This is a genomic window from Ramlibacter sp. (genome assembly GCF_028292805.1).
Lineage (GTDB): Bacteria > Pseudomonadota > Gammaproteobacteria > Burkholderiales > Burkholderiaceae_C > Ramlibacter.
The window spans coordinates 1-18,434 of sequence record NZ_JAQGLS010000092.1; the positions used below are offsets into that span (position 1 = coordinate 1).

The 18,434-nt window shown below is 69.6% G+C and carries 21 protein-coding genes and 2 pseudogenes; 16 read left to right on the forward strand and 7 right to left on the reverse strand.

Annotation, left to right across the window (positions count from 1 at the left end):
• From JWP65_RS04940 to JWP65_RS04960, 5 genes and pseudogenes are all read left to right on the forward strand, one after another.
• Positions 1–832 (forward strand): M20/M25/M40 family metallo-hydrolase (locus JWP65_RS04940; RefSeq protein WP_299760913.1); only part of this gene is annotated, 832 nt, incomplete at its 5' end.
• A gap of 188 nt (positions 833–1,020) precedes the next feature.
• Positions 1,021–1,191, forward strand: a pseudogene (locus tag JWP65_RS04945) (hypothetical protein); the annotation flags it as partial.
• Between the two features lie 27 nt (positions 1,192–1,218).
• Positions 1,219–1,980: pseudogene (locus JWP65_RS04950) on the forward strand (molybdopterin dinucleotide binding domain-containing protein); the annotation flags it as partial.
• Between the two features lie 17 nt (positions 1,981–1,997).
• Positions 1,998–3,074 carry an aminopeptidase gene (locus JWP65_RS04955; protein WP_299760915.1) on the forward strand — a complete coding sequence of 359 codons (1,077 nt, stop codon included), beginning with the start codon at positions 1,998–2,000 and terminating at the stop codon, positions 3,072–3,074.
• Positions 3,067–3,465, forward strand: a complete 399-nt coding sequence (locus JWP65_RS04960) for a polyhydroxyalkanoic acid system family protein (RefSeq protein ID WP_299760917.1) — start codon at positions 3,067–3,069, stop codon at positions 3,463–3,465. The genes JWP65_RS04955 and JWP65_RS04960 overlap by 8 nt, the downstream gene beginning before the upstream one ends.
• A 1-nt stretch (position 3,466) precedes the next feature.
• On the opposite strand, the gene JWP65_RS04965 is transcribed toward JWP65_RS04960, so the two are convergent.
• From JWP65_RS04965 to JWP65_RS04980, 4 genes are all read right to left on the reverse strand, one after another.
• Positions 3,467–3,721: an acyl-CoA-binding protein gene (locus tag JWP65_RS04965; protein WP_299760919.1), complete on the reverse strand. Its 255-nt coding sequence runs from the start codon at positions 3,719–3,721 to the stop codon at positions 3,467–3,469.
• Between the two features lie 95 nt (positions 3,722–3,816).
• Positions 3,817–4,269, reverse strand: a complete 453-nt coding sequence (locus JWP65_RS04970; RefSeq protein ID WP_299760921.1) for a hemerythrin domain-containing protein — start codon at positions 4,267–4,269, stop codon at positions 3,817–3,819.
• Between the two features lie 48 nt (positions 4,270–4,317).
• On the reverse strand, positions 4,318–5,109 hold the full coding sequence (locus JWP65_RS04975; RefSeq protein WP_299760923.1) for a hypothetical protein: 792 nt from the start codon (positions 5,107–5,109) through the stop codon (positions 4,318–4,320).
• Between the two features lie 100 nt (positions 5,110–5,209).
• Positions 5,210–5,692 carry a phasin family protein gene (locus JWP65_RS04980; RefSeq protein ID WP_299760925.1) on the reverse strand — a complete coding sequence of 161 codons (483 nt, stop codon included), beginning with the start codon at positions 5,690–5,692 and terminating at the stop codon, positions 5,210–5,212.
• Positions 5,693–5,833: 141 nt separating this feature from the next.
• On the opposite strand from JWP65_RS04980, the gene rfbB reads away from it, so the two are divergent.
• The 11 genes from rfbB to JWP65_RS05035 all read left to right on the forward strand — a co-directional run bounded on the left by rfbB (position 5,834) and on the right by JWP65_RS05035 (position 14,823).
• Positions 5,834–6,895: a dTDP-glucose 4,6-dehydratase gene (rfbB, locus tag JWP65_RS04985; RefSeq protein ID WP_299760927.1), complete on the forward strand. Its 1,062-nt coding sequence runs from the start codon at positions 5,834–5,836 to the stop codon at positions 6,893–6,895.
• Positions 6,895–7,791, forward strand: a complete 897-nt coding sequence (rfbD, locus tag JWP65_RS04990; protein ID WP_299760929.1) for a dTDP-4-dehydrorhamnose reductase — start codon at positions 6,895–6,897, stop codon at positions 7,789–7,791. The genes rfbB and rfbD overlap by 1 nt, the downstream gene beginning before the upstream one ends.
• Before the next feature lie 25 nt (positions 7,792–7,816).
• The gene (gene rfbA, locus JWP65_RS04995; RefSeq protein ID WP_299760931.1) at positions 7,817–8,704 is read left to right on the forward strand and encodes a glucose-1-phosphate thymidylyltransferase RfbA; all 888 of its coding nucleotides are present in this window, start codon (positions 7,817–7,819) and stop codon (positions 8,702–8,704) included.
• Positions 8,701–9,246, forward strand: a complete 546-nt coding sequence (gene rfbC / locus JWP65_RS05000) for a dTDP-4-dehydrorhamnose 3,5-epimerase (protein WP_299760933.1) — start codon at positions 8,701–8,703, stop codon at positions 9,244–9,246. The genes rfbA and rfbC overlap by 4 nt, the downstream gene beginning before the upstream one ends.
• A 60-nt stretch (positions 9,247–9,306) precedes the next feature.
• On the forward strand, positions 9,307–10,197 hold the full coding sequence (gene argB, locus JWP65_RS05005; protein WP_299760935.1) for an acetylglutamate kinase: 891 nt from the start codon (positions 9,307–9,309) through the stop codon (positions 10,195–10,197).
• 172 nt (positions 10,198–10,369) lie between these two features.
• The gene (locus JWP65_RS05010) at positions 10,370–11,071 is read left to right on the forward strand and encodes a response regulator transcription factor (RefSeq protein WP_299760937.1); all 702 of its coding nucleotides are present in this window, start codon (positions 10,370–10,372) and stop codon (positions 11,069–11,071) included.
• A 92-nt stretch (positions 11,072–11,163) separates the two neighbouring features.
• Positions 11,164–12,486: an ATP-binding protein gene (locus JWP65_RS05015; protein ID WP_299760954.1), complete on the forward strand. Its 1,323-nt coding sequence runs from the start codon at positions 11,164–11,166 to the stop codon at positions 12,484–12,486.
• A gap of 101 nt (positions 12,487–12,587) precedes the next feature.
• Positions 12,588–13,220: a nucleoid occlusion factor SlmA gene (slmA, locus tag JWP65_RS05020; RefSeq protein WP_299760939.1), complete on the forward strand. Its 633-nt coding sequence runs from the start codon at positions 12,588–12,590 to the stop codon at positions 13,218–13,220.
• Between the two features lie 36 nt (positions 13,221–13,256).
• The gene (gene pdeM, locus JWP65_RS05025; RefSeq protein ID WP_299760941.1) at positions 13,257–13,943 is read left to right on the forward strand and encodes a ligase-associated DNA damage response endonuclease PdeM; all 687 of its coding nucleotides are present in this window, start codon (positions 13,257–13,259) and stop codon (positions 13,941–13,943) included.
• 120 nt (positions 13,944–14,063) lie between these two features.
• A complete protein-coding gene (locus tag JWP65_RS05030) occupies positions 14,064–14,390 on the forward strand; it encodes a hypothetical protein (protein ID WP_299760943.1) in 327 nt (108 codons plus the stop codon).
• A gap of 112 nt (positions 14,391–14,502) precedes the next feature.
• Positions 14,503–14,823, forward strand: a complete 321-nt coding sequence (locus tag JWP65_RS05035; RefSeq protein WP_299760945.1) for a hypothetical protein — start codon at positions 14,503–14,505, stop codon at positions 14,821–14,823.
• Between the two features lie 6 nt (positions 14,824–14,829).
• Here JWP65_RS05035 and JWP65_RS05040 read toward each other — a convergent pair whose 3' ends face one another.
• The 3 genes from JWP65_RS05040 to JWP65_RS05050 all read right to left on the reverse strand — a co-directional run.
• Positions 14,830–15,873, reverse strand: coding sequence for a malate/lactate/ureidoglycolate dehydrogenase (locus JWP65_RS05040; RefSeq protein ID WP_299760948.1), 1,044 nt, complete (start codon positions 15,871–15,873; stop codon positions 14,830–14,832).
• A gap of 10 nt (positions 15,874–15,883) precedes the next feature.
• On the reverse strand, positions 15,884–17,410 hold the full coding sequence (locus tag JWP65_RS05045) for a UxaA family hydrolase (protein WP_299760950.1): 1,527 nt from the start codon (positions 17,408–17,410) through the stop codon (positions 15,884–15,886).
• A gap of 17 nt (positions 17,411–17,427) precedes the next feature.
• Positions 17,428–18,434, reverse strand: a 1,007-nt coding sequence (locus tag JWP65_RS05050; protein WP_299760952.1) for a TRAP transporter large permease, incomplete at its 5' end; no start/stop codon positions are given.

Here is an 18,434-nt window from a genome sequence, read left to right on the forward strand (position 1 = left end):
CATCGCGCTGGCCAATGCCCAGGCGTTCCTGGACAGCCCGGCGCCGTTCGCGATCCATTTCGCCTTTAGCTACGACGAAGAGGTCGGCTGCTTCGGCGTCAAGGAACTGATCGCCGACATGCGCGAAGCCGGCGTCGCGCCACTGGCCTGCATCGTGGGCGAACCCACCAGCATGGTGCCGGCGATCGCGCACAAGGGCGTGTACCGCTACAAGTGCTGCGTGCGCGGCAAGGAAGCGCATTCCTCGCTGACGCCGCAATCGGTCAATGCCATCGAAATGGCGGCGCGGCTGGTCGGTCGCGTGCGCGACATGGCCGAGGCTTTCGAGCGCGAGGAGCCGCGCTACCAAGGCTTCGACGTGCCGTTCTCCACCGCCAGCGTCGGCCAGTTCCACGGCGGCATCGCCGACAACGTGGTGCCGCGCGATGCCGAGTTCCGCTATGAATTCCGCGACCTGCCGACGGCCGACGCGCGGGCCATGCAGGCGCAGGTGCTGGCCCATGCGCGTGCGCTGGAGCCGGCGATGCAAAGGGTGGCGCCGGACGCCGGCTTTCGCTTCGAGACGATCTGCGAGATCCCCAGCTTTCTGGGCTCCGAGCAGGATCAGGTGACCCAGCTGGCGCTGCGCCTGGCCGGCGAGCAGCGCGTCACGCAGGTGGCTTTCGGCACCGAAGCCGGGCTGTTCAAGAACGCCGGCCTCCGCACCGTGGTCTGCGGCCCCGGCAGCATCGTGCAGGCGCACCAGCCCGACGAGTTCGTCAGCCTGGAACAGCTGGCGCGCTGCCAGGCGTTCATGCAGGGGCTGGCGGCGCTGCGCTCGCCGGACTTCTGATCAGGTCCGAACCCGCCCATCCCCCGCCAGCATCGCTTGCCCAGCTCGGCGGCCAGCGCCAGCGTCACGCCGTCAGGCCGACCTTGCCGCAGGCGTCGCCACCTGCGCGCCTCGGACAAGCCTGCTGCCTTAGGCCAATCGCCTAGGCCGTGCCCCTGCCGGGCCGGCCGGGCCGCTACCATCCGGGGATGCCTGCCACTTTCGCTCCGGCCGGTGCCGCCGGCGGCCTGCAACTGGTCCGCAGCGCCTGCCCGCACGATTGCCCCGACACCTGCGCCTTGCTGACTGCGGTGCAGGACGGCGTGGCGCTCAAGGTACAGGGCAATCCCGCGCATCCGCAAACCGCCGGCGTGCTGTGCGACAAGGTCGCGCGCGATGTCGAGCGCCATGCCGACTACCTGCTGCCCGCCACCACCCAGCTGGAGCACTGGGACATCCACGCTTCCTATGGTCACACCGAGGTGCTTCTGAACCGCCCGCCGATCGCGCCGCGCCAGGCGCGCACCAACACGCAGGTGTTCCGGGGCCTGGCGGCGCGCATGGGCTTTGACGATCCCTGCTTTGCCGAGGACGACGAGAGCCTGTGCCGGCTGGCGTTCGGCGACCAGGTCGACTTCGACGCCTTGCTGGAGCACGGCTTTGCCGGCCTGCCGGTGCCCGATGCGCCGTTCGCCGCTGGCGGCTTTCCGACCGAGTCCGGGCGCTGCGAGTTCTTCAGCGCGCGGCTGGCCCGGCAAGGCCCGGACGGCGTGCCGGACCACCTGCCCAATCACGAGGCCATCGGCAGTTCGGCGCTGTATCCACTGGCCATGATCTCGCCGCCGGCGCGCAACTTCCTCAACTCCACCTGTGTCAACGTGCGCAGCCTGCGCGCCGAAGGCGAGCCGGTGCTGGAGTTGCACGCGCTGGACCCGGCGGCGCGCGGCGTCGTCGACGGCGCCGTGGTGCGCGTGTTCAACGACCGCGGCGAGTACTTCTGCAAGGCGCGCGTCAATGCCAGGGCGCGGCCGGTCAACGGGCTGGGGATCTGGTGGCGCAAGCCGGGGCTGGCGGGCACCAACGTCAACCAGCTGACCAGCCAGCGGCTGACCGACCTGGGCCGCGCGCCGGTGTTCTACGACTGCCTGGTCGACGTCCAGCCGGCGTGAGGAAAAAGACACTCTTCATGGGACTGGCAGCAGTTGCGGGTTTGGCGGTGGCGGCGACGCTGTGCCTGTCGGGGTGCGCCACCCTGGGCTACTACTGGCAGTCGGTCAGCGGTCACCTGCATGTGATGGGCGCGGCGCGCCCGGTGGGCGACTGGCTGGCCGAGCCGCAGACGCCGGCGCGGCTGCGCGACAAGCTCGCCCTGTCGCAGCGCATCCGCGACTTCGCTTCGAACGAGCTGAAGCTGCCGGACAATCCCAGCTACCGCCGCTATGCCGAGCTGCATCGCAGTGCCGCCGTCTGGAACGTGACGGCCGCGCCGCCGCTGTCGCTGGAGCTGCGCACCTGGTGCTTTCCGGTCACCGGCTGCGTCGGCTACCGCGGCTACTACGACGAGGCGCGGGCCCGCGCCGAGGCCGCCGAGCTGGCGACGCAAGGCTACGAAACCAATGCCTATCCGGTGCCGGCCTATTCCACCCTGGGCATGCTGAACTGGGCTGGCGGCGACCCGCTGCTGAGCACCTTCATCCACTACCCCGAAGGCGAGCTGGCGCGCCTGCTGTTCCACGAGCTGGCGCACCAGGTGGTCTATGCCAAGAACGACACCATGTTCAACGAGTCGTTCGCCACGGCCGTCGAGCGGATCGGCGGGGCGCTTTGGCTGCAGCAACATGCGTCGGAGGCGGCGCGGCGGGAGTACGCCGAGTTCGACGCGCGCCGGCGCCAGTTCCGCGGGCTGTCGCGCGCCACCCGCGAGAGCCTCAAGGAGATCTACGAAACGCCCGGCACCGCGCCCGAGGCGAAGGAAGAGGCCAAGCGCCGCGTCATGGAGAAATTCCGCGCCGACTACGCGCAGCTGCGCGCCGGCTGGCCGGGCGATCCGGCGCGGTATCGCGGCTACGACCGCTGGGTAGCGAACGCCAACAACGCATTCTTTGGCACCCAGGCGGCATACGACGAACTGGTGCCGGGCTTCGAGGCCTTGTTCAAGCGCGAGGGCGGCGACTGGGCGCGCTTCTACCAGGCCGCGCAAGACCTGGCGAAGCTGCCCAAGGAAGAGCGCCAGCAACGACTCAAGGAGGGCACCGGTGGCTGAGATCAGAATCACGCGCGAACACGGGCTGGGGCTGGCGCAGGCGCGCCAGCTGGCCTTGCGCTGGGCCGAGGTGGCCGAGCGCAAGCTCGCGATGGAATGCACCTACGAGCAAGGGCTGGCCGGCGACGTGGTCAGCTTCAAGCGGTCCGGCGCCAGCGGGAAGCTGACGGTGGACCCGCACGAGTTCCAGCTGCATGCGAAGCTGGGACTGCTGCTGGGCGTGTTCCGCGGCAGGATCGAGACGGAAATCGTGCGCAACCTGGACACCCTGCTGGCCGAGCAGGAGCCGCTGGCGGCGTTCGAATCGGGGTTGGCGCAGCACGAGGCGCGCCGCGCCGCCAACCATCCGCCAAAGAAGGTGGCGCCGAAAAAGGCGCCCAAGGCGAATTAGCTCAGCTCAGCGACTCGATCAGCTGCGCGTACTGGCGCTTGGCGTCGTCGCTCGACGTGCCCTTCAAGCCGTTCCAGGCGTCCCACTTGGCGCGGCCGATCATGTCGCTGAAGCCGGGCTTCTTTTCCGTGTTGTCGCCCACGCTGGCTTGCTTGTACAGGCCGTAGATCTTCAGCAGCGTGGCGTTGTCCGGCCGCTCGGCCAGCTTTTTGGAGCTGGCGACGGCGGCGTCGAAGTCGGTCTGGAGGTCGGGCATGCTGCGTTCCTGCTGTTCTGTGCGGTCATCTTAAGGGGTGCTGGCGCAGGCGCAGCCGGCTGCACACCTCGGCGCGGACTGGGGGGCCGCCTGTCTCAGGCTTCGGTTTCCTTGGCCAGCATCGCCGCATGTTCCGCCGTGTAGTCGGCGGCCAGCGCCACCTTCTGCTCCTCGGTCAGCACTTCGCCGGCCTGCGGGAAGAACTTCTCCTCTTCTTCCTTGAGGTGGTGTTCGACCTTGTCGCACAGCTTCTGCACGGCTCGCGCCCATTCCAGCGCATGGGCGTCGAGCTTCTCGATTTCCTCGACCATCTCGTCCATTTCGTGGTGTTCGGCGATCGCGTGGCGCGACGCGTCCACGGTGCTGTCGTGCTCGAACAGCGGCACGTAGAAGAAGCGCTCCTCGGCGGTCTCGTGGGCGGCCAGTTCGCTCTTGAGGTCGTCGAACAGCCGCAGGCTTTCGTCGCTGGCCTGCTTGGCGTCCAGGAGGCGCGCGCACAGCTCGCGCTGCTTCTCATGGTCGACGATGAGGGCTTGGAAGATGTTCATGCAAGCGATTCTGGAATGGCCCGTCGTTCCGCCCTGTAGGCGCGCGGCTCATCCGCGCGTAGTGGCTCGGTCCAGAAGTTCGGCGCGGGCCAGTTCGACGTGCAGGCGCTCGATCGCGTCGAGCGGCTCCAGCGCGGCCGCCTGCCGGTAGATGCGGGTCGCCTCCGGCGTGTGCTCCTCGCCCTCCAGCATCACCAGGCCGTTGGCGTATTGCACCAGCCCGATCGGCGATGCCGGGTGGATGCGCAGCGCTTCGTGGAACAGCGCCAGCCCGGTTTCGGTCTTCACCCCGTACGTCATGCGGCCGATGAGCGAGCCGAGCTTGTCTATCACTTCCGCATGGAATGCGGCCAGCGCCACGTGGGCGTCGGCGTGGCGCGGTTGCAGCGCGATCGCGCGCTCCAGCGCGCCTTTGACTTTGCCGCCCAGCCCCTGCGCCAGCGCCTTGGCCACGCTGATGCCCTGGCTGTAGCGGCCCAGCGCGAGGGCGTGCAGGTACCAGGCGTTGGCATTGCCGGCGTCGGCCTGCACCTGCCGGCAGGCCCGTTCCGCGGCCTCCAGCAACAGCTCCAGCCGTGCCTTTTCCTTCTTCTCGACGTAGGTGGCGTGGATGCAGGTCGCCTTGTTGGCCACCGTCCAGCCGGCCGGGCCGGCCTGCATGCCGGCGTCGCGCGCCTCCTGCAGGCGGCCGTTGTGGAACAGGACCCAGGCCGCCAGCACCTCGGGCTGCGGCGGCAGCGGCTCCGCGTCGCCGGCATGCAGGCGGGCCCACCCAGCCGTCACGGCGGCGGCGTCCAGCTGGTAGTCGGCGGCGTGCGGACAGGCCGTCCACGGTGCCATCGTTGTCTCCCTGTTGGCGCAGCTGCCTGGCGCTGCGCGTGCGGATAGCGTACCAGCGACGCGATGCGGGCGGGCGCCGCCCGCTGCCAAACTGGGGAGGCTAGCTCCGGTCCGCGGTCTTGCGCGCGGGCGCCCGCTTGCGCGCCACCTTCCTGGCCGGGGCGTCGCCGGCCTGCAACTGGTCGACGGCGCGCTGCAACGCCTCGACCCGGGCGGCCAGCTGCCGCAGCTCGTCGGCCGCGGGCATGCCCAGCCGGCCCATGGCGCGCGCCACCCGGTCCTCGAACAGGCCTTCCAACTTGTCGAGCTGGCCGGATGCGCGTGACGACAGCTCGCTGGCGATGGTGCCCATGCGGCTAGTGGCCTCGCTCAGCCGCTCCTCGGCCGCCGCCTGGGTCTTGCGCTGCAGGTCGACGCCGTCGCGCACCAGCGACTGGAACACCTTGCCGCCTTCCTGCTGGGCCTTTGAAAAGGCGCCGAGGCCGGCCAGCCAGATCTGCTGGGCCGACTCGCGCACCGTGTCGGCCAGTCTGGCGGCGGCATCGCGCGCATCGGTGGAATCGTCGCTGCTGGGTTTTTTCACGGTGGCCCTCCTGGTTGGCGTCGCCCACTGTAAGGCGTCGCGCGCCCGGCGGGAAGGGCGACCGGTGGCAAGCAAGGCCGGCCCCGCGGTGGCCGGCCGCAAAAAGCCCCGATGAGATAATCCGGCCATGGGGGGAGCATCATGATCCTGGTCACCGGCGGAGCCGGCTTCATCGGTTCCAATTTCGTGCTGGACTGGCTGGCCGCTGGCGGCGAGCCAGTGGTCAACCTCGACAAGCTCACCTACGCCGGCAACCGCGAGAACCTGCGCGCCCTGGACGGCGATGCGCGCCACCTGTTCGTGCACGGCGACATCGGCGACGCGCAGCTGGTGGCCGGGCTGCTGGAGCGCCACCAGCCGCGTGCGCTGCTGAACTTCGCGGCCGAGTCGCACGTCGACCGCTCCATCCACGCCCCCGGCACCTTCATCGAGACCAACGTGGTCGGCACCTTCCGCCTGCTGGAGGCGGTGCGCGCCTGGTGGGGCGGGCTGCAGGGCGCCCCACGCGAGGGCTTTCGCTTCCTGCACGTGTCCACCGACGAGGTGTACGGCTCGCTGGCGCCGGCCGACCCGGCCTTCACCGAGCAGCACCAGTACGAGCCCAACAGCCCTTACTCCGCCAGCAAGGCGGCCAGCGACCACCTGGTGCGGGCCTACCACCACACCTACGGGCTGCCGGTGGTCACCACCAACTGCTCCAACAACTACGGCCCGTACCACTTTCCCGAGAAGCTGATCCCGCTGATGATCGTCAACGCCCTGGCCGGCAAGCCGCTGCCGGTGTACGGCGACGGCCGGCAGGTGCGCGACTGGCTGTACGTGGGCGACCATTGCAGCGCGATCCGGCGCGTGCTGGAGGCCGGCCGGCTGGGCGAGACCTACAACGTCGGCGGCTGGAACGAAAAGCCCAACATCGAGATCGTGCAGGTGGTCTGCGCGCTGCTGGACGAGTTGCGGCCACGCGTCGGCGGCGGCAGCTACGCCGACCAGCTCACCTACGTGAAGGACCGCCCCGGGCACGACCGGCGCTATGCCATCGACGCGCGCAAGATCCAGCGCGAGCTCGGCTGGAGGCCGGCCGAAACCTTCGAAACCGGCATTCGCAAGACCGTGCAGTGGTACCTGGAAAACGGCGACTGGGTGCAGCGGGTGCAAAGCGGCGCCTACCGCGACTGGATCGCAACGCACTACGCGCCCGCCTGATGCGCATCCTGCTGTTCGGCCGCAACGGCCAGGTCGGCTGGGAGCTGCAGCGCAGCCTCGCGCCGCTGGGCGAGGTGGTGGCGCTGGGCTCGTCGCCCGACGAAGGCGGCCTGTGCGGCGACTTCGGCGACCTCGACGGCCTGGCCCGCACGGTGGCGCAGGTGCGGCCGGACGCGATCGTCAATGCCGCCGCCTACACCGCGGTCGACAAGGCCGAGAGCGAGACCGAGCGTGCGCGGCTGGTCAACGCGCTGGCGCCCGGCGTGCTGGCCCAGGCGGCCCATCGGATCGGCGCGGCGCTGGTGCACTACTCCAGCGACTACGTGTTCGACGGCAGCGGCAGCCGGCCCTGGACCGAGGCCGACGGCACCGGCCCGTTGAATGTCTACGGCGGCACCAAGCTCGAAGGCGAGCAGCGCATCGCCCAGGCGCAGCCCTGGCACCTGGTGCTGCGCACCAGCTGGGTGTACGGCGCGCGCGGCGGCAATTTCGCCAGAACCATGCTGCGGCTGGCAAGGGAGCGCGAGCGGCTGACGGTGATCGACGACCAGTTCGGCGCGCCCACCGGCGCGGACCTGCTGGCCGACGCCACCGCCCACGCGCTGCGTTCACTGCTGGCGGATCCGGAGCTGGCCGGCACCTACCACGTGGCGGCGGCCGGCCAGACCAGCTGGCACGGCTACGCGCGCTTCGTCATCGGGCAGGCGCAGCAGGCTGGCGCCCAGCTGCGCGCCAGCGCCGACGCCGTCGACGCGGTGCCGACGGCGGCCTTTCCGACGCCGGCCCGGCGCCCACATAATTCGCGGCTGGACACCGGGCGCTTTCGCGCCACCTTCCGGCTTGCCTTGCCGCCCTGGGAACAGGGCGTGGCGCGGATGCTCCGCGAAATCTCCTGACCTCCCGCATCCAGAACGGATTTCCATGACGCGACGCAAAGGCATCATCCTCGCGGGGGGCTCCGGCACCCGGCTGCACCCGGCCACGCTGGCGATCAGCAAGCAGCTGCTGCCGGTGTACGACAAGCCGATGATTTACTACCCGCTCAGCACGCTGATGCTGGCCGGCATGCGCGACATCCTCGTGATCAGCACGCCGCAGGACACGCCGCGCTTCCAGCAGTTGCTGGGCGACGGCTCCCAATGGGGCCTGAACCTGCAGTACGCGGTGCAGCCCAGCCCGGACGGGCTGGCGCAAGCCTTCCTGATCGGCGAGCAGTTCATCGGCAGCGACCCCAGCGCGCTGGTGCTGGGGGACAACATCTTCTACGGCCACGACCTGATGCCGCTGCTGCGCGGCGCCGACGCGCAGCAGCAGGGCGCGACGGTGTTCGCCTACCACGTGCAGGACCCAGAGCGCTATGGCGTGGTCGCCTTCGACGCCCAGGGCAGGGCCAGCAGCATCGAGGAAAAGCCGGCCCAGCCCAAGAGCCACTATGCGGTCACCGGCCTGTACTTCTATGACAACCAGGTGGTCGACATCGCCAAGGCCGTCGAGCCCAGCGCCCGCGGCGAACTCGAGATCACCGCCGTCAACCAGGCTTACCTGGAGCGCGGCGCGCTGTCGGTGCAGATCCTGCGGCGTGGCTATGCCTGGCTGGACACCGGCACCCACGAGAGCCTGCTGGAGGCCAGCCAGTTCATCGCCACGCTGGAGAACCGGCAGGGCCTGAAGATCGCCTGTCCGGAGGAAATCGCCTGGCGCGCCGGGTTCATCGACGACGCCCAGATGGAGCGGCTGGCCGAGCCGCTCAAGAAGAACGGCTACGGCAAGTACCTGCTGCACGTGCTGCGCGAGAGGCGGCCGGCATGAAAGTCACGCCGACCGCCATTGCCGAAGCGCTGCTGCTGGAGCCGAAGGTGTTCGGCGACGCCCGGGGCTTCTTCCTGGAAAGCTTCAACCAAAAGGTGTTCGAGGCGGCCGCCGGCGTGCGCCTGCCGTTCGTGCAGGACAACCATTCGCGCTCCGGCCAGGGGGTGCTGCGCGGGCTGCACTACCAGCTGCGGCAACCGCAAGGCAAGCTGGTGCGGGTGGCGCGCGGAGCCGTGTTCGACGTGGCGGTCGACATCCGCCGCGGCTCGGCCACCTTCGGGCGCTGGGTCGGCGCCGAGCTGAGCGAGGAGAACCAGCGCCAGATGTGGGTGCCGCCCGGTTTCGCCCACGGCTTCCTGGTGCTCAGCCCCTTGGCCGATTTCCTCTACAAGACCACCGACTACTACGCACCGGAGCACGAGCGCTGCATCGCCTGGGACGACCCCGCGATCGGCATCGCGTGGCCGCTTTCGGCGGCGCCGCAGCTGTCCGCCAAGGACCGGCAGGGCCAGTTGCTGGCCGCGGCAGAGTTGTTCGACTGAGCTCCTTCGGCTCCCCCTTGCGCTTGCGGCACAATTTGCACGCTCCAACGACTGCCGCCCATGACCGACGTCACCCATATCTCTCCCCGCGACAAGGCCGAAATCCTGGCCCAGGCGCTGCCCTACATCCGCAAGTTCCATGGCAAGACCATGGTGATTAAGTACGGCGGCAACGCCATGACCGATCCGGAACTGCAGGCCGACTTCGCCGAGGACGTGGTGCTGCTCAAGCTGGTGGGCATCAATCCGGTGGTGGTGCACGGCGGCGGCCCGCAGATCGAGCAGGCGCTCAATCGCCTGGGCAAGAAGGGCGAGTTCATCCAGGGCATGCGGGTGACCGACGCCGAGACCATGGAGGTCGTCGAATGGGTGCTGGCTGGCGAGGTGCAGCAGGACATCGTGGGCTTCATCCACAAGGCCGGCGGCAAGGCCGTGGGCCTGACCGGGCGCGACGGCGGCCTGATCCGTGCCAAGAAACTGAAGATGGTCGACAGCAAGGATCCGACCAAGGAGCACGACGTCGGCCAGGTCGGCGACATCGTGGAGATCGACCCGGGCGTGGTGCGTGCGCTGCTGGAGGACAACTTCATTCCCGTCGTCAGCCCGATCGGCTTCGGTGACGACAACGAGAGCTTCAACATCAACGCCGACGTGGTGGCCAGCAAGCTGGCCCAGGTGCTCAAGGCCGAGAAGCTGGTGCTGCTGACCAACACGCCCGGCGTGCTGGACAAGGCCGGCAAACTGCTGACCGACCTGTCGTCAAGGGAGATCGACGCGCTGTTCGCCGACGGCACGATCTCCGGGGGCATGCTGCCCAAGATCGAGGGCGCGCTGCATGCCGCCAAGAGCGGCGTCAACGCCGTCCACATCATCGACGGGCGCGTGCCGCACGTCATGCTGCTGGAGATCCTGACCGACCAGGCTTACGGCACCATGATCCGTTCCAAGTGATGACCCCCCTGCTCGTCACTTCGTGGACTGCGCTGGCCTTGCGGGCTGCGGCCCCGCCAGAGGCAGGGCATCTTTGGGCGGTCCGAGCCTGCACTGGCAGGCCCGCGGCCGCAGCCCTCAGCCCCCCGGGGGCGTTCGCCGCTTGGGGCGGCCCGGCGCCGCGCAGCTGACCATGCGCTTGTTGCTGGTCGAAGACGACGTGATGGTCGCCAGCGGGATCAAGCTGGGCCTGAGCAATGCCGGCTATGCGGTCGACTGGGTCGGCAGCGGCGAGCGCGCCGAGGAGGTGCTGCGCACCGAGGTGTTCGACGCCGCCATCATCGACATCGGCCTGCCCAACATGGACGGCCTGGAGCTGACGCGCCGGCTGCGCCGCCCCGAGATGGCCAGCCAGCACATGCCGGTGCTGATCCTGACGGCGCGCGACGCGCTGCACGACCGCGTGCAGGGCCTGGACCTGGGTGCCGACGACTACATGATCAAGCCGTTCGAGCTACCGGAGCTGCTGGCGCGGCTGCGCGCGCTGCTGCGGCGCTCGCAGGCCGCCACGTCGGCGGTGCTGAGCTTCGGCCCGATCGAGCTGGACACGGCGAACCGCCGCGCCAGCGCCCAGCGCAACGGCACCGGGGTGCCGATCGAGCTGGGTCCGCGCGAATGGACGGTGATGGAGTACCTCCTGATCAACGCGCCCAAGCCGGCCAGCAAGGAAAAGCTGCTGCAGACGCTGACCGGCTGGGACAAGGAGATCACGCCGAATGCGGTGGAGGTCTACATCTCCCGGCTGCGCGGCAAGCTGGAGCCGCACGGCGTCGCGCTGCGCTCGATCCGGGGCTTCGGCTACCGCCTGGAACTGCGGCCCGCCGAGCCGGAGTGAAATTCGCGTTCCGCCCTGGCGAGAGCGCCCGGCGCAAGCGGCCGGGCGACGTGCTCGGGGTCACCTCCGGCCTGCGCCGCCGGCTGCTGGTGATGCTGCTCGCGCCGCTGATCCTGCTGGCGCTGCTCAATGCCTGGTTCGACTACCGCTCCGCCGACGACGTGGCCTTGCAGCAGGACGTGCGGCTGCTGGCGCTGGTGCCGCTGGTGGCCGACTCCGTCATCGGGGCCGGCGACCCGCCGCTGATCCTGTTAGCGCCGCCGGTGGAAGAGTTCGTCAAGGAGCGCCCGGGCTATGCCGGCTACGCGATCGTCGATGCCGACGGCAAGGTGCTGCATGGCGAAGACTGGCTGGGCGGGCTGGCGCCGTCCGGTGGCGAGCCCGAGTTCCATAGCGAGGAACACGGCGGCGCCACCTGGCGGATCGTGCGCCAGCGCCAGCCCACCATGCTGGGCGAAGTGGTGATCGCCGTGGCGGACGGCTCCGATCCGCGCCAGCAATGGGCCCGCTCCATCCTGTTCAAGGTGCTGTTGCCCAACCTGGTGCTGATTGCCGCCGCCGCCTTCGCGGTGGGCTGGGCGGTGGAGCGGGCGCTCAAGCCGCTGCTGGCGCTGAAGGAGGCGGTGGAGCGGCGCTCGCCGCGCGACCTGAGCGCGATCGACGAGGAGTCCTCGCCCGAGGAGGTGCGGCCGCTGGTGCATTCGCTCAATCGATTGTTCGGGCTGGTCAACGCCCAGGCCGAGAGCCAGCGCCGCTTCGTGGCCGACGCCGCGCACCAGCTGCGCACGCCGCTGGCCGGCCTGCAGGCGCAGGTGGAGGCCTGGGCCCAGGCCGCCAGCGCCGGCGTGACGCTGGAGCTGCCCAGCGAGCAGGTGCGCAAGCTGCGCGGCGCCACCCGCCGCACCTCGCAGCTGGCCAACCAGCTGCTGGCGCTGTCGCGCGCCGATGCCCGCGGCATGCATTCGCAACCGACCCGGCGCGTCGACCTCAAGCAGCTGTGCGAGAACCAGCTGGAAAGCCATCTCGATGCGGCCACCGCGCGCCGGATCGATCTCGGTGTGGAGGTGGCGCCGGTGCAGGTGATGGGCCACGAGTGGCTGCTGCGCGAGCTGCTCGCCAACCTCGTCGACAACGCCGTCAAGTACGCCGGCCAAGGCGGCGCGGTCACCATCCGCTGCGGCCGCCGCGGCGGGCTCGCCTTCCTCGAGGTGGAGGACGACGGCCCCGGCGTCGCCGCCGCAGAACTGGCGCGCATCCTGGAGCGCTTCTACCGTGTGCAAGGCACGCAGGGTGAAGGCAACGGCCTGGGGCTGGCGATCGCCGAGGAGATTGCGCGCGTGCACCAGAGCCACCTGCAGCTGCAGCCGGGCGCCGACGGTCGCGGGTTGCGCGTGACGCTCACGCTGCCTGGCTGAGTGCGAAGGCGACCCGCGTGCAGCCTGCGCTGTGCACGGATGGGGTGGCAAAAACCCTAGGCTTCGGTATGCGAGAATGCCTCAACAGCATTGCTTGATCCATGTCCCACGCCGAGCTCGACACCCCCGAACCCACCCCCGGCGGCGAGGCCACTCCCGCGGCGCGCAAGCGTCCCAAGCCGGGCGAGAGGCGGGTGCAGATCCTGCAGGCGCTGGCCACCATGCTGGAGCAGCCCGGCGCCGAGCGCATCACCACGGCGGCCCTGGCGGCCCGGCTGGAAGTGAGCGAGGCGGCCCTGTACCGCCACTTCGCCAGCAAGGCGCAGATGTTCGAAGGCCTGATCGAATTCATCGAGCAGAGCGTCTTCACCCTGATCAACCAGATCACCGAGCGCGAGGCCGAAGGCCCGCCGCAGGCGGCCCGCATCGTCGGCATGCTGATCCAGTTCGCCGAGAAGAACCCGGGCATGACGCGCGTGATGGTCGGCGACGCCCTGGTGTTCGAGAACGACCGCCTGCAGCAGCGCATGAACCAGTTCTTCGACAAGGTCGAAGCTTCGCTCAAGCAGTGCCTGCGCGGCGACGGCGACGCTGGTGCGCCGACGGTGGAGGCGCAGGTGCGCGCCTCGGTGCTGACGGCCTTCATCGTCGGCCGCCTGCAGCGCTTCGCCCGCTCGGGCTTCAAGCGCATGCCGTCGGAGCACCTGGAAGCGAGCCTGGCGCGCATCCTGTAGCAGCCGCCGACGACGCCGGCCTGCGACACTCTGCCCGTGTTGAGAATTCGCCTGGCCGGCGCGGATGCCGTTTTGCATCCGAGCGGCACCATCTACCTGTCGGCGCACCGCACCTTGCTGGTCGCGGATGCCCATTTCGGCAAGGCCGTGAGTTTCCGCAAGCTCGGAGTGCCGGTGCCGCGCGGCACCACCGCCGGCACCCTGGACAAGCTCGATGCGGCCGTGGCCGCCACCGGTGCGCAGCACGTGGTGTTCCTGGGCGACTTTCTGCATTCGGTGCGCTCGCACGCGGCCGGCACGCAGGCCGTTCTGCAGCAGTGGCGCGACGCTAACGCGCAGCTGGCGCTGACGCTGGTGCGCGGCAACCACGACGACCGCGCCGGCGACCCGCCGGCCAGCCTGCGGCTGGGGGTGCTGGACGAGCCACTGCGCTTGGGACCGTTCGCGCTGTGCCACCACCCGCGTCCCGTGGCCGGCGCCTACGTGCTGGCCGGCCACTGGCATCCTTGCATCAGCGTGACCGGGCGCGCCTTCGAACGGTTGAGGCTGCCGTGCTTCTGGCTGGGCGACGACACGGGGCAGCTGCCGGCGCGGGCGGTCGGCATCCTGCCCGCGTTCGGCAGCTTCACCGGCATGCACCGCGTCGAGCCGCGCGCCGGCGACCGCATCTTTCCGGTGGCCGGCGACGTGGTGCGGGCGCTACCGCCGCTGCCTGTGCCGTAGCGACTGCGAGGATCGGTTCCTACAAACGCCATCAATGGCGGCTGGCGCACGGGCCCGCCGCTGCGCCATCGAATGGGAGGACAGGGCCGCCGGCCCGCCCAACCGTTCGAAGGAGTTCCCATGAAGATCAAGCATGCAGCCTGGCTCGTCGCCGCCGTCCTGTCCGCGCCGGTGCTGGCGCAAACGCAAGTGCAGTCGGCCTCCGGCATCGGCGTGACCTCCAGCACCGGCGTCGGCGTCACCCCCGGCGCGCCCGCCATGGTGGTGGTGCCCGGCACGCCCAACACCGTGCCGCGGGCGCACATTCCCGGCGCGGTGATGGCGCAGGCCGATTCGCGCACCACGGTGAACGGCAACCAGAAGACGACCGTGACGACCTACTGGGCCAACGTGCCGGCCAACGTGCGCGGCGACGCGAGCTTCCAGCGCTGGCAGTCCCTGAAATAGGCCGGCGGCACTGTTCATCCGTTTGGGACGACACGAACCATCCGCATGGTCTGTCGAGCACGGCAGGCCGCGGGGTCTGCAATGGGGCAGACACAACCTTCCAGGAGTCACCATGAAATTCGCCCTGCTGGCCGCGGCCGCCGTCCTGGCCGTCCCGGTCACCTTCGCCCAGACCGCGCCTGCCGACGACACGACGTATCTCGTCGCACCCGGCAGGACGCTGTCGCCGAGCAACTCGCCCGTGAGCCAGCGACCGATCCCCGGCGCCGCCATTGCGCAAGAGCATGGCGTGGTTTCGGTGGTCGCGCTCAATGCCAGCACCAACACGGCCGTGATGGGCGCCGCCGCGGCCCACGGCAACCGCTACTGGTTCAACGTGCCGAAGAACGTCGACCAGCGCGAAGACTTCCGCCGCTGGCGCGGCCTGCAGTAAGCCTGCTCAGGCAACGCGGGCGCCGAGCTTGGCGCCCGCCGCGACGATCTCGGCCCAGGTCTGGTCGTCCAGGGTGATGCCTTCGTGGGCCCGCGTCTGGCGCGCCTTGCGCTCCGGCTCGCCCGCCAGCAACACGTCGCCCGGGCTTTGCTTGAGCCAGTCGACGAAGGCCAGCGCCTCTTGCGCGAAGCTGGCCTGGGTGCCCAGTTGTTCCGGATTCACCAGGATGGCGAGCATGCCGTTGATCACCGCGCGCTGGTTGTCGGCGGGCCGGTGCCAGGTGCCGCTGCCGCTCAGCGCGCCACCGAGCAGCTCGCACGCCACCGCCATGCCGTAGCCCTTGTGCTCGCCGAACGCCATCAGCGCGCCGAACATGCCGCCCGGCTGCGGCACCACCACCACGCCCGGATCGGTCGTGGGCTGGCCCTTCTCGTCGATCAGGTAACCGGGCTCGACCCGGCGGCCCTCGTTGTGGGCGACGCGCATCTTGCCTTGCGCCACCCGGCTGGTGGCGAAGTCCAGCACGAAGGGCTCGCGCCCTTGCAGCGGAATGCCGACACAGAACGGGTTGGTGCCGTAGCGGCCGTCGCCGCCGCCCCAGGGCGCGACGACCGGCCGCGACTGGACGTTGACGAAGTGGATCGCCACCAGCCCGCGCGCGACCGCCATCTCGGCGAAGTGACCGATGCGCCCCAGATGGTGCGCATTGGCCAGCGCCATCACGCAGCTGCCGGATGCCTCGGCCCGTGCCACGGCCAATGTCATTGCCTGTTCGCCCACCACCTGGCCGTAGCCGCGCTGGCCGTCCAGGGCCAGCAGGCTGACGCCATCGAGCTTGACGGCGATGCCCGTGTTCGGCTTGAGCCCGCCTTCCAGCACGGCGTCGATGTAGCGCGGCACCATGCCCACGCCATGCGAGTCGTGGCCGCTCAGGTTGGCCAGCACCAAGTTGTCGGCGACGGTCTGCGCTTCGGCGCGCTCGCTGCCGGCTGCCGCGACGATGGCTGCCACGGTTTGCCGCAGGTGCGCGGCCGGGAATGTCTTTGCCATGTGCTGCTTCCTACATCACGGCGCCGACTTGCCAGGGCACGAACTCGTTCTGGCCGTAGCCGTGGCGCTCGCTCTTGCTGTGCTCGCCCGAAGCAGTCGCCAGCACCAGCCGGAAGATCCGCTCGCCCATGTCCTGGATCGAGGCCTTGCCGTCGATGATCTCGCCGCAGTTGATGTCCATGTCTTCTTCCTGCCGCTGCCACAGCGCCGTGTTGGTGGCGATCTTGAGCGACGGCGAAGGCGCGCAGCCGTAGGCCGAGCCGCGGCCGGTGGTAAAGCAGATCATGTTGGCGCCGCCCGCCACCTGGCCGGTGGCGCTGACGGGGTCGTAGCCGGGGGTGTCCATGTAGACGAAGCCGTGCGTGTCCACCGGCTGCGCGTACTCGAACACCGCCTGCAAGTTGGTGGTGCCGCCCTTGGCCACCGCGCCCAGCGATTTCTCCAGGATGGTGGTCAGGCCCCCGGCCTTGTTGCCGGGCGACGGGTTGTTGTTCATCTCGCCCTGGTTGACCCGGGTGTAGTTCTCCCACCAGTGGATGCGCTCGACCAGCTTCTCGCCGACCTCCCGGCGCACGGCGCGGCGCGTGAGCAGGTGTTCGGCGCCGTAGATCTCGGGCGTCTCCGACAGGATGGCGGTGCCGCCGTGCGCCACCAGCAGGTCGACCGCCGCGCCCAGTGCCGGGTTGGCACTGATGCCGGAATAACCGTCGGAGCCTCCGCACTGCAGGCCGATGGTGATGTGCGAGGCGCTGCAAGGCTCACGCTGGACGGCGTTGGCGGCCGGCAGCATCTCCCTGACCAGCGCGATGCCCTTTTCCACCGTCTTGCGGGTGCCGCCGGTGTCCTGGATGTTGAAGACACGCAGCGTCTCGCCTTCGCGCAAGCTGCTGTGCGCCAGCCAGGCGTTGATCTGGTTGGCTTCGCAGCCCAGGCCCACCACCAGCACGCCGTAGAAGTTGGCGTGGGTGGCGTAGCCGGCCAGCGTGCGCTGCAGGATCTGCATGCCGGCGCCTTCGGTGTCCATGCCGCAGCCGGTGCCGTGGGTGAGCGCGACGACGCCGTCGACGTTGGGAAAGTCGGACAGCGCCCCCGGATTGCCCATGCGCGAGAAGTGGTCGGCGATCGCGCGGGCCGCCGTCGCCGAGCAGTTGACGCTGGAGAGGATGCCGATGTAGTTGCGCGTGGCCACCCGGCCGTCCGGCCGCTGAATGCCCATGAAGGTCGCTTCGCGCCGCGCCGGCTCGGGCTTGACGTCGGCGCCGAAGGCGTAGTCGCGGGCGAAGTCGCCGCCGTTCTCGCCGACCCAGAGGTTGTGCGTGTGCACGTGCTCGCCGGCGGCAATCGGCTTGCTGGCGAAGCCGATGATCTGGTTGTAGCGCCGCACCGGCTGGCCGGTGGCGATGGCGCGGGTTGCCACCTTGTGGCCGGGCGGGATCAGGCCCTTGACGGTGACGCCTTCGACATCGGCGCCGCCCACCAGCTGGGCGCGCGCGATCAGGACGTCGTCGTCGGGATGCAGGCGGATGAACGGGGTCATGCGGAATCCTTCGCGAATCAATAGAACATCCTGGGCAGCCAGAGGATCGCCCTGGGGAAGTAGGTGATGATGCCCAGCGACACCAGCAGCGGAACCAGCCACGGCAGGATGGCCACGGTGGTGCGCTCGACCGAGAGCTTGGCCACCCGCGCCAGCACGAACAGCACCATTCCCATCGGCGGATGCAGCAGCCCGATCATCAGGTTGAGCACCATCACCAGCCCGAAATGGACCAGGTCGATGCCCAGCTGCTGGCAGATCGGCACCAGGATCGGCACCAGGATGGTGATGGCCGCGGTCGGCTCCAGGAAGCAGCCGACGAACAGCATCAGGACGTTGGCCAGCAGCAGGAACACCCATTGCTCCCGGGTGAAGGCCAGCACCCAGGAGGCGATCGCGGCCGTGATGCCGGTGGCGGTCAGCATCCAGCCGAAGATGCTGGCGGCGGCCACGATGAACAGCACCGTCGAGGTGGTCTCGACGGTGTCGAGCGAAACCTTGACGAACGACTTCCAGTCGAGCGTGCGGTACCAGAAGAAGCCCAGGCCGATGGCCCACAGGCAGGCGGCGATCGCGCCTTCGGTGGGCGTGAAGATGCCGGTGGTCATGCCGCCGATCAGCAGCACCGGCGTCATGATGGGCAGCACGGCCTGGAAGCGGAAGATCCGGTCCAGCGTGAACAGCACGATCGCGCCGCCCAGCACCGTCAGTTGCGGCTGCAGGCCCGCCTTGACGATCAGCAGCCACAGCGTGAGCGGCCACAGCGCGACCACCGCCGTCTCGGCCAGCGCCTTGAGCACCCGCGGCCATTCGAACTTGATGTCGCCGCCCCAGCCGTTCTTGTGGGCGAAGTAGGCCACGGTGAGCATCATCAGCACGGCCATCAGCAGACCGGGAAGGATGCCGGCCAGGAACAGCGCGCCGACGCTGACGTTGGCCATCATCCCGTAGATCACGAACGGCAGGCTCGGCGGGATGATCGGCCCCAGGGTGGCCGAGGCCGCCGTCACGCCGACAGCGAACT

Coding starts and splice junctions, on each gene's coding strand:
- JWP65_RS04955 (WP_299760915.1), top strand. CDS start 1,998: ATGGGACTGGCAGCAGTTGCGGGTTTGGCGGTGGCGGCGACGCTGTGC.
- JWP65_RS04965 (WP_299760919.1), bottom strand. CDS start 3,721: ATGCCCGACCTCCAGACCGACTTCGACGCCGCCGTCGCCAGCTCCAAA.
- JWP65_RS04970 (WP_299760921.1), bottom strand. CDS start 4,269: ATGAACATCTTCCAAGCCCTCATCGTCGACCATGAGAAGCAGCGCGAG.
- JWP65_RS04975 (WP_299760923.1), bottom strand. CDS start 5,109: ATGGCACCGTGGACGGCCTGTCCGCACGCCGCCGACTACCAGCTGGAC.
- rfbB (WP_299760927.1), top strand. CDS start 5,834: ATGATCCTGGTCACCGGCGGAGCCGGCTTCATCGGTTCCAATTTCGTG.
- rfbD (WP_299760929.1), top strand. CDS start 6,895: ATGCGCATCCTGCTGTTCGGCCGCAACGGCCAGGTCGGCTGGGAGCTG.
- rfbA (WP_299760931.1), top strand. CDS start 7,817: ATGACGCGACGCAAAGGCATCATCCTCGCGGGGGGCTCCGGCACCCGG.
- rfbC (WP_299760933.1), top strand. CDS start 8,701: ATGAAAGTCACGCCGACCGCCATTGCCGAAGCGCTGCTGCTGGAGCCG.
- argB (WP_299760935.1), top strand. CDS start 9,307: ATGACCGACGTCACCCATATCTCTCCCCGCGACAAGGCCGAAATCCTG.
- JWP65_RS05010 (WP_299760937.1), top strand. CDS start 10,370: ATGCGCTTGTTGCTGGTCGAAGACGACGTGATGGTCGCCAGCGGGATC.
- JWP65_RS05015 (WP_299760954.1), top strand. CDS start 11,164: ATGCTGCTCGCGCCGCTGATCCTGCTGGCGCTGCTCAATGCCTGGTTC.
- slmA (WP_299760939.1), top strand. CDS start 12,588: ATGTCCCACGCCGAGCTCGACACCCCCGAACCCACCCCCGGCGGCGAG.
- JWP65_RS05030 (WP_299760943.1), top strand. CDS start 14,064: ATGAAGATCAAGCATGCAGCCTGGCTCGTCGCCGCCGTCCTGTCCGCG.
- JWP65_RS05035 (WP_299760945.1), top strand. CDS start 14,503: ATGAAATTCGCCCTGCTGGCCGCGGCCGCCGTCCTGGCCGTCCCGGTC.
- JWP65_RS05040 (WP_299760948.1), bottom strand. CDS start 15,873: ATGGCAAAGACATTCCCGGCCGCGCACCTGCGGCAAACCGTGGCAGCC.
- JWP65_RS05045 (WP_299760950.1), bottom strand. CDS start 17,410: ATGACCCCGTTCATCCGCCTGCATCCCGACGACGACGTCCTGATCGCG.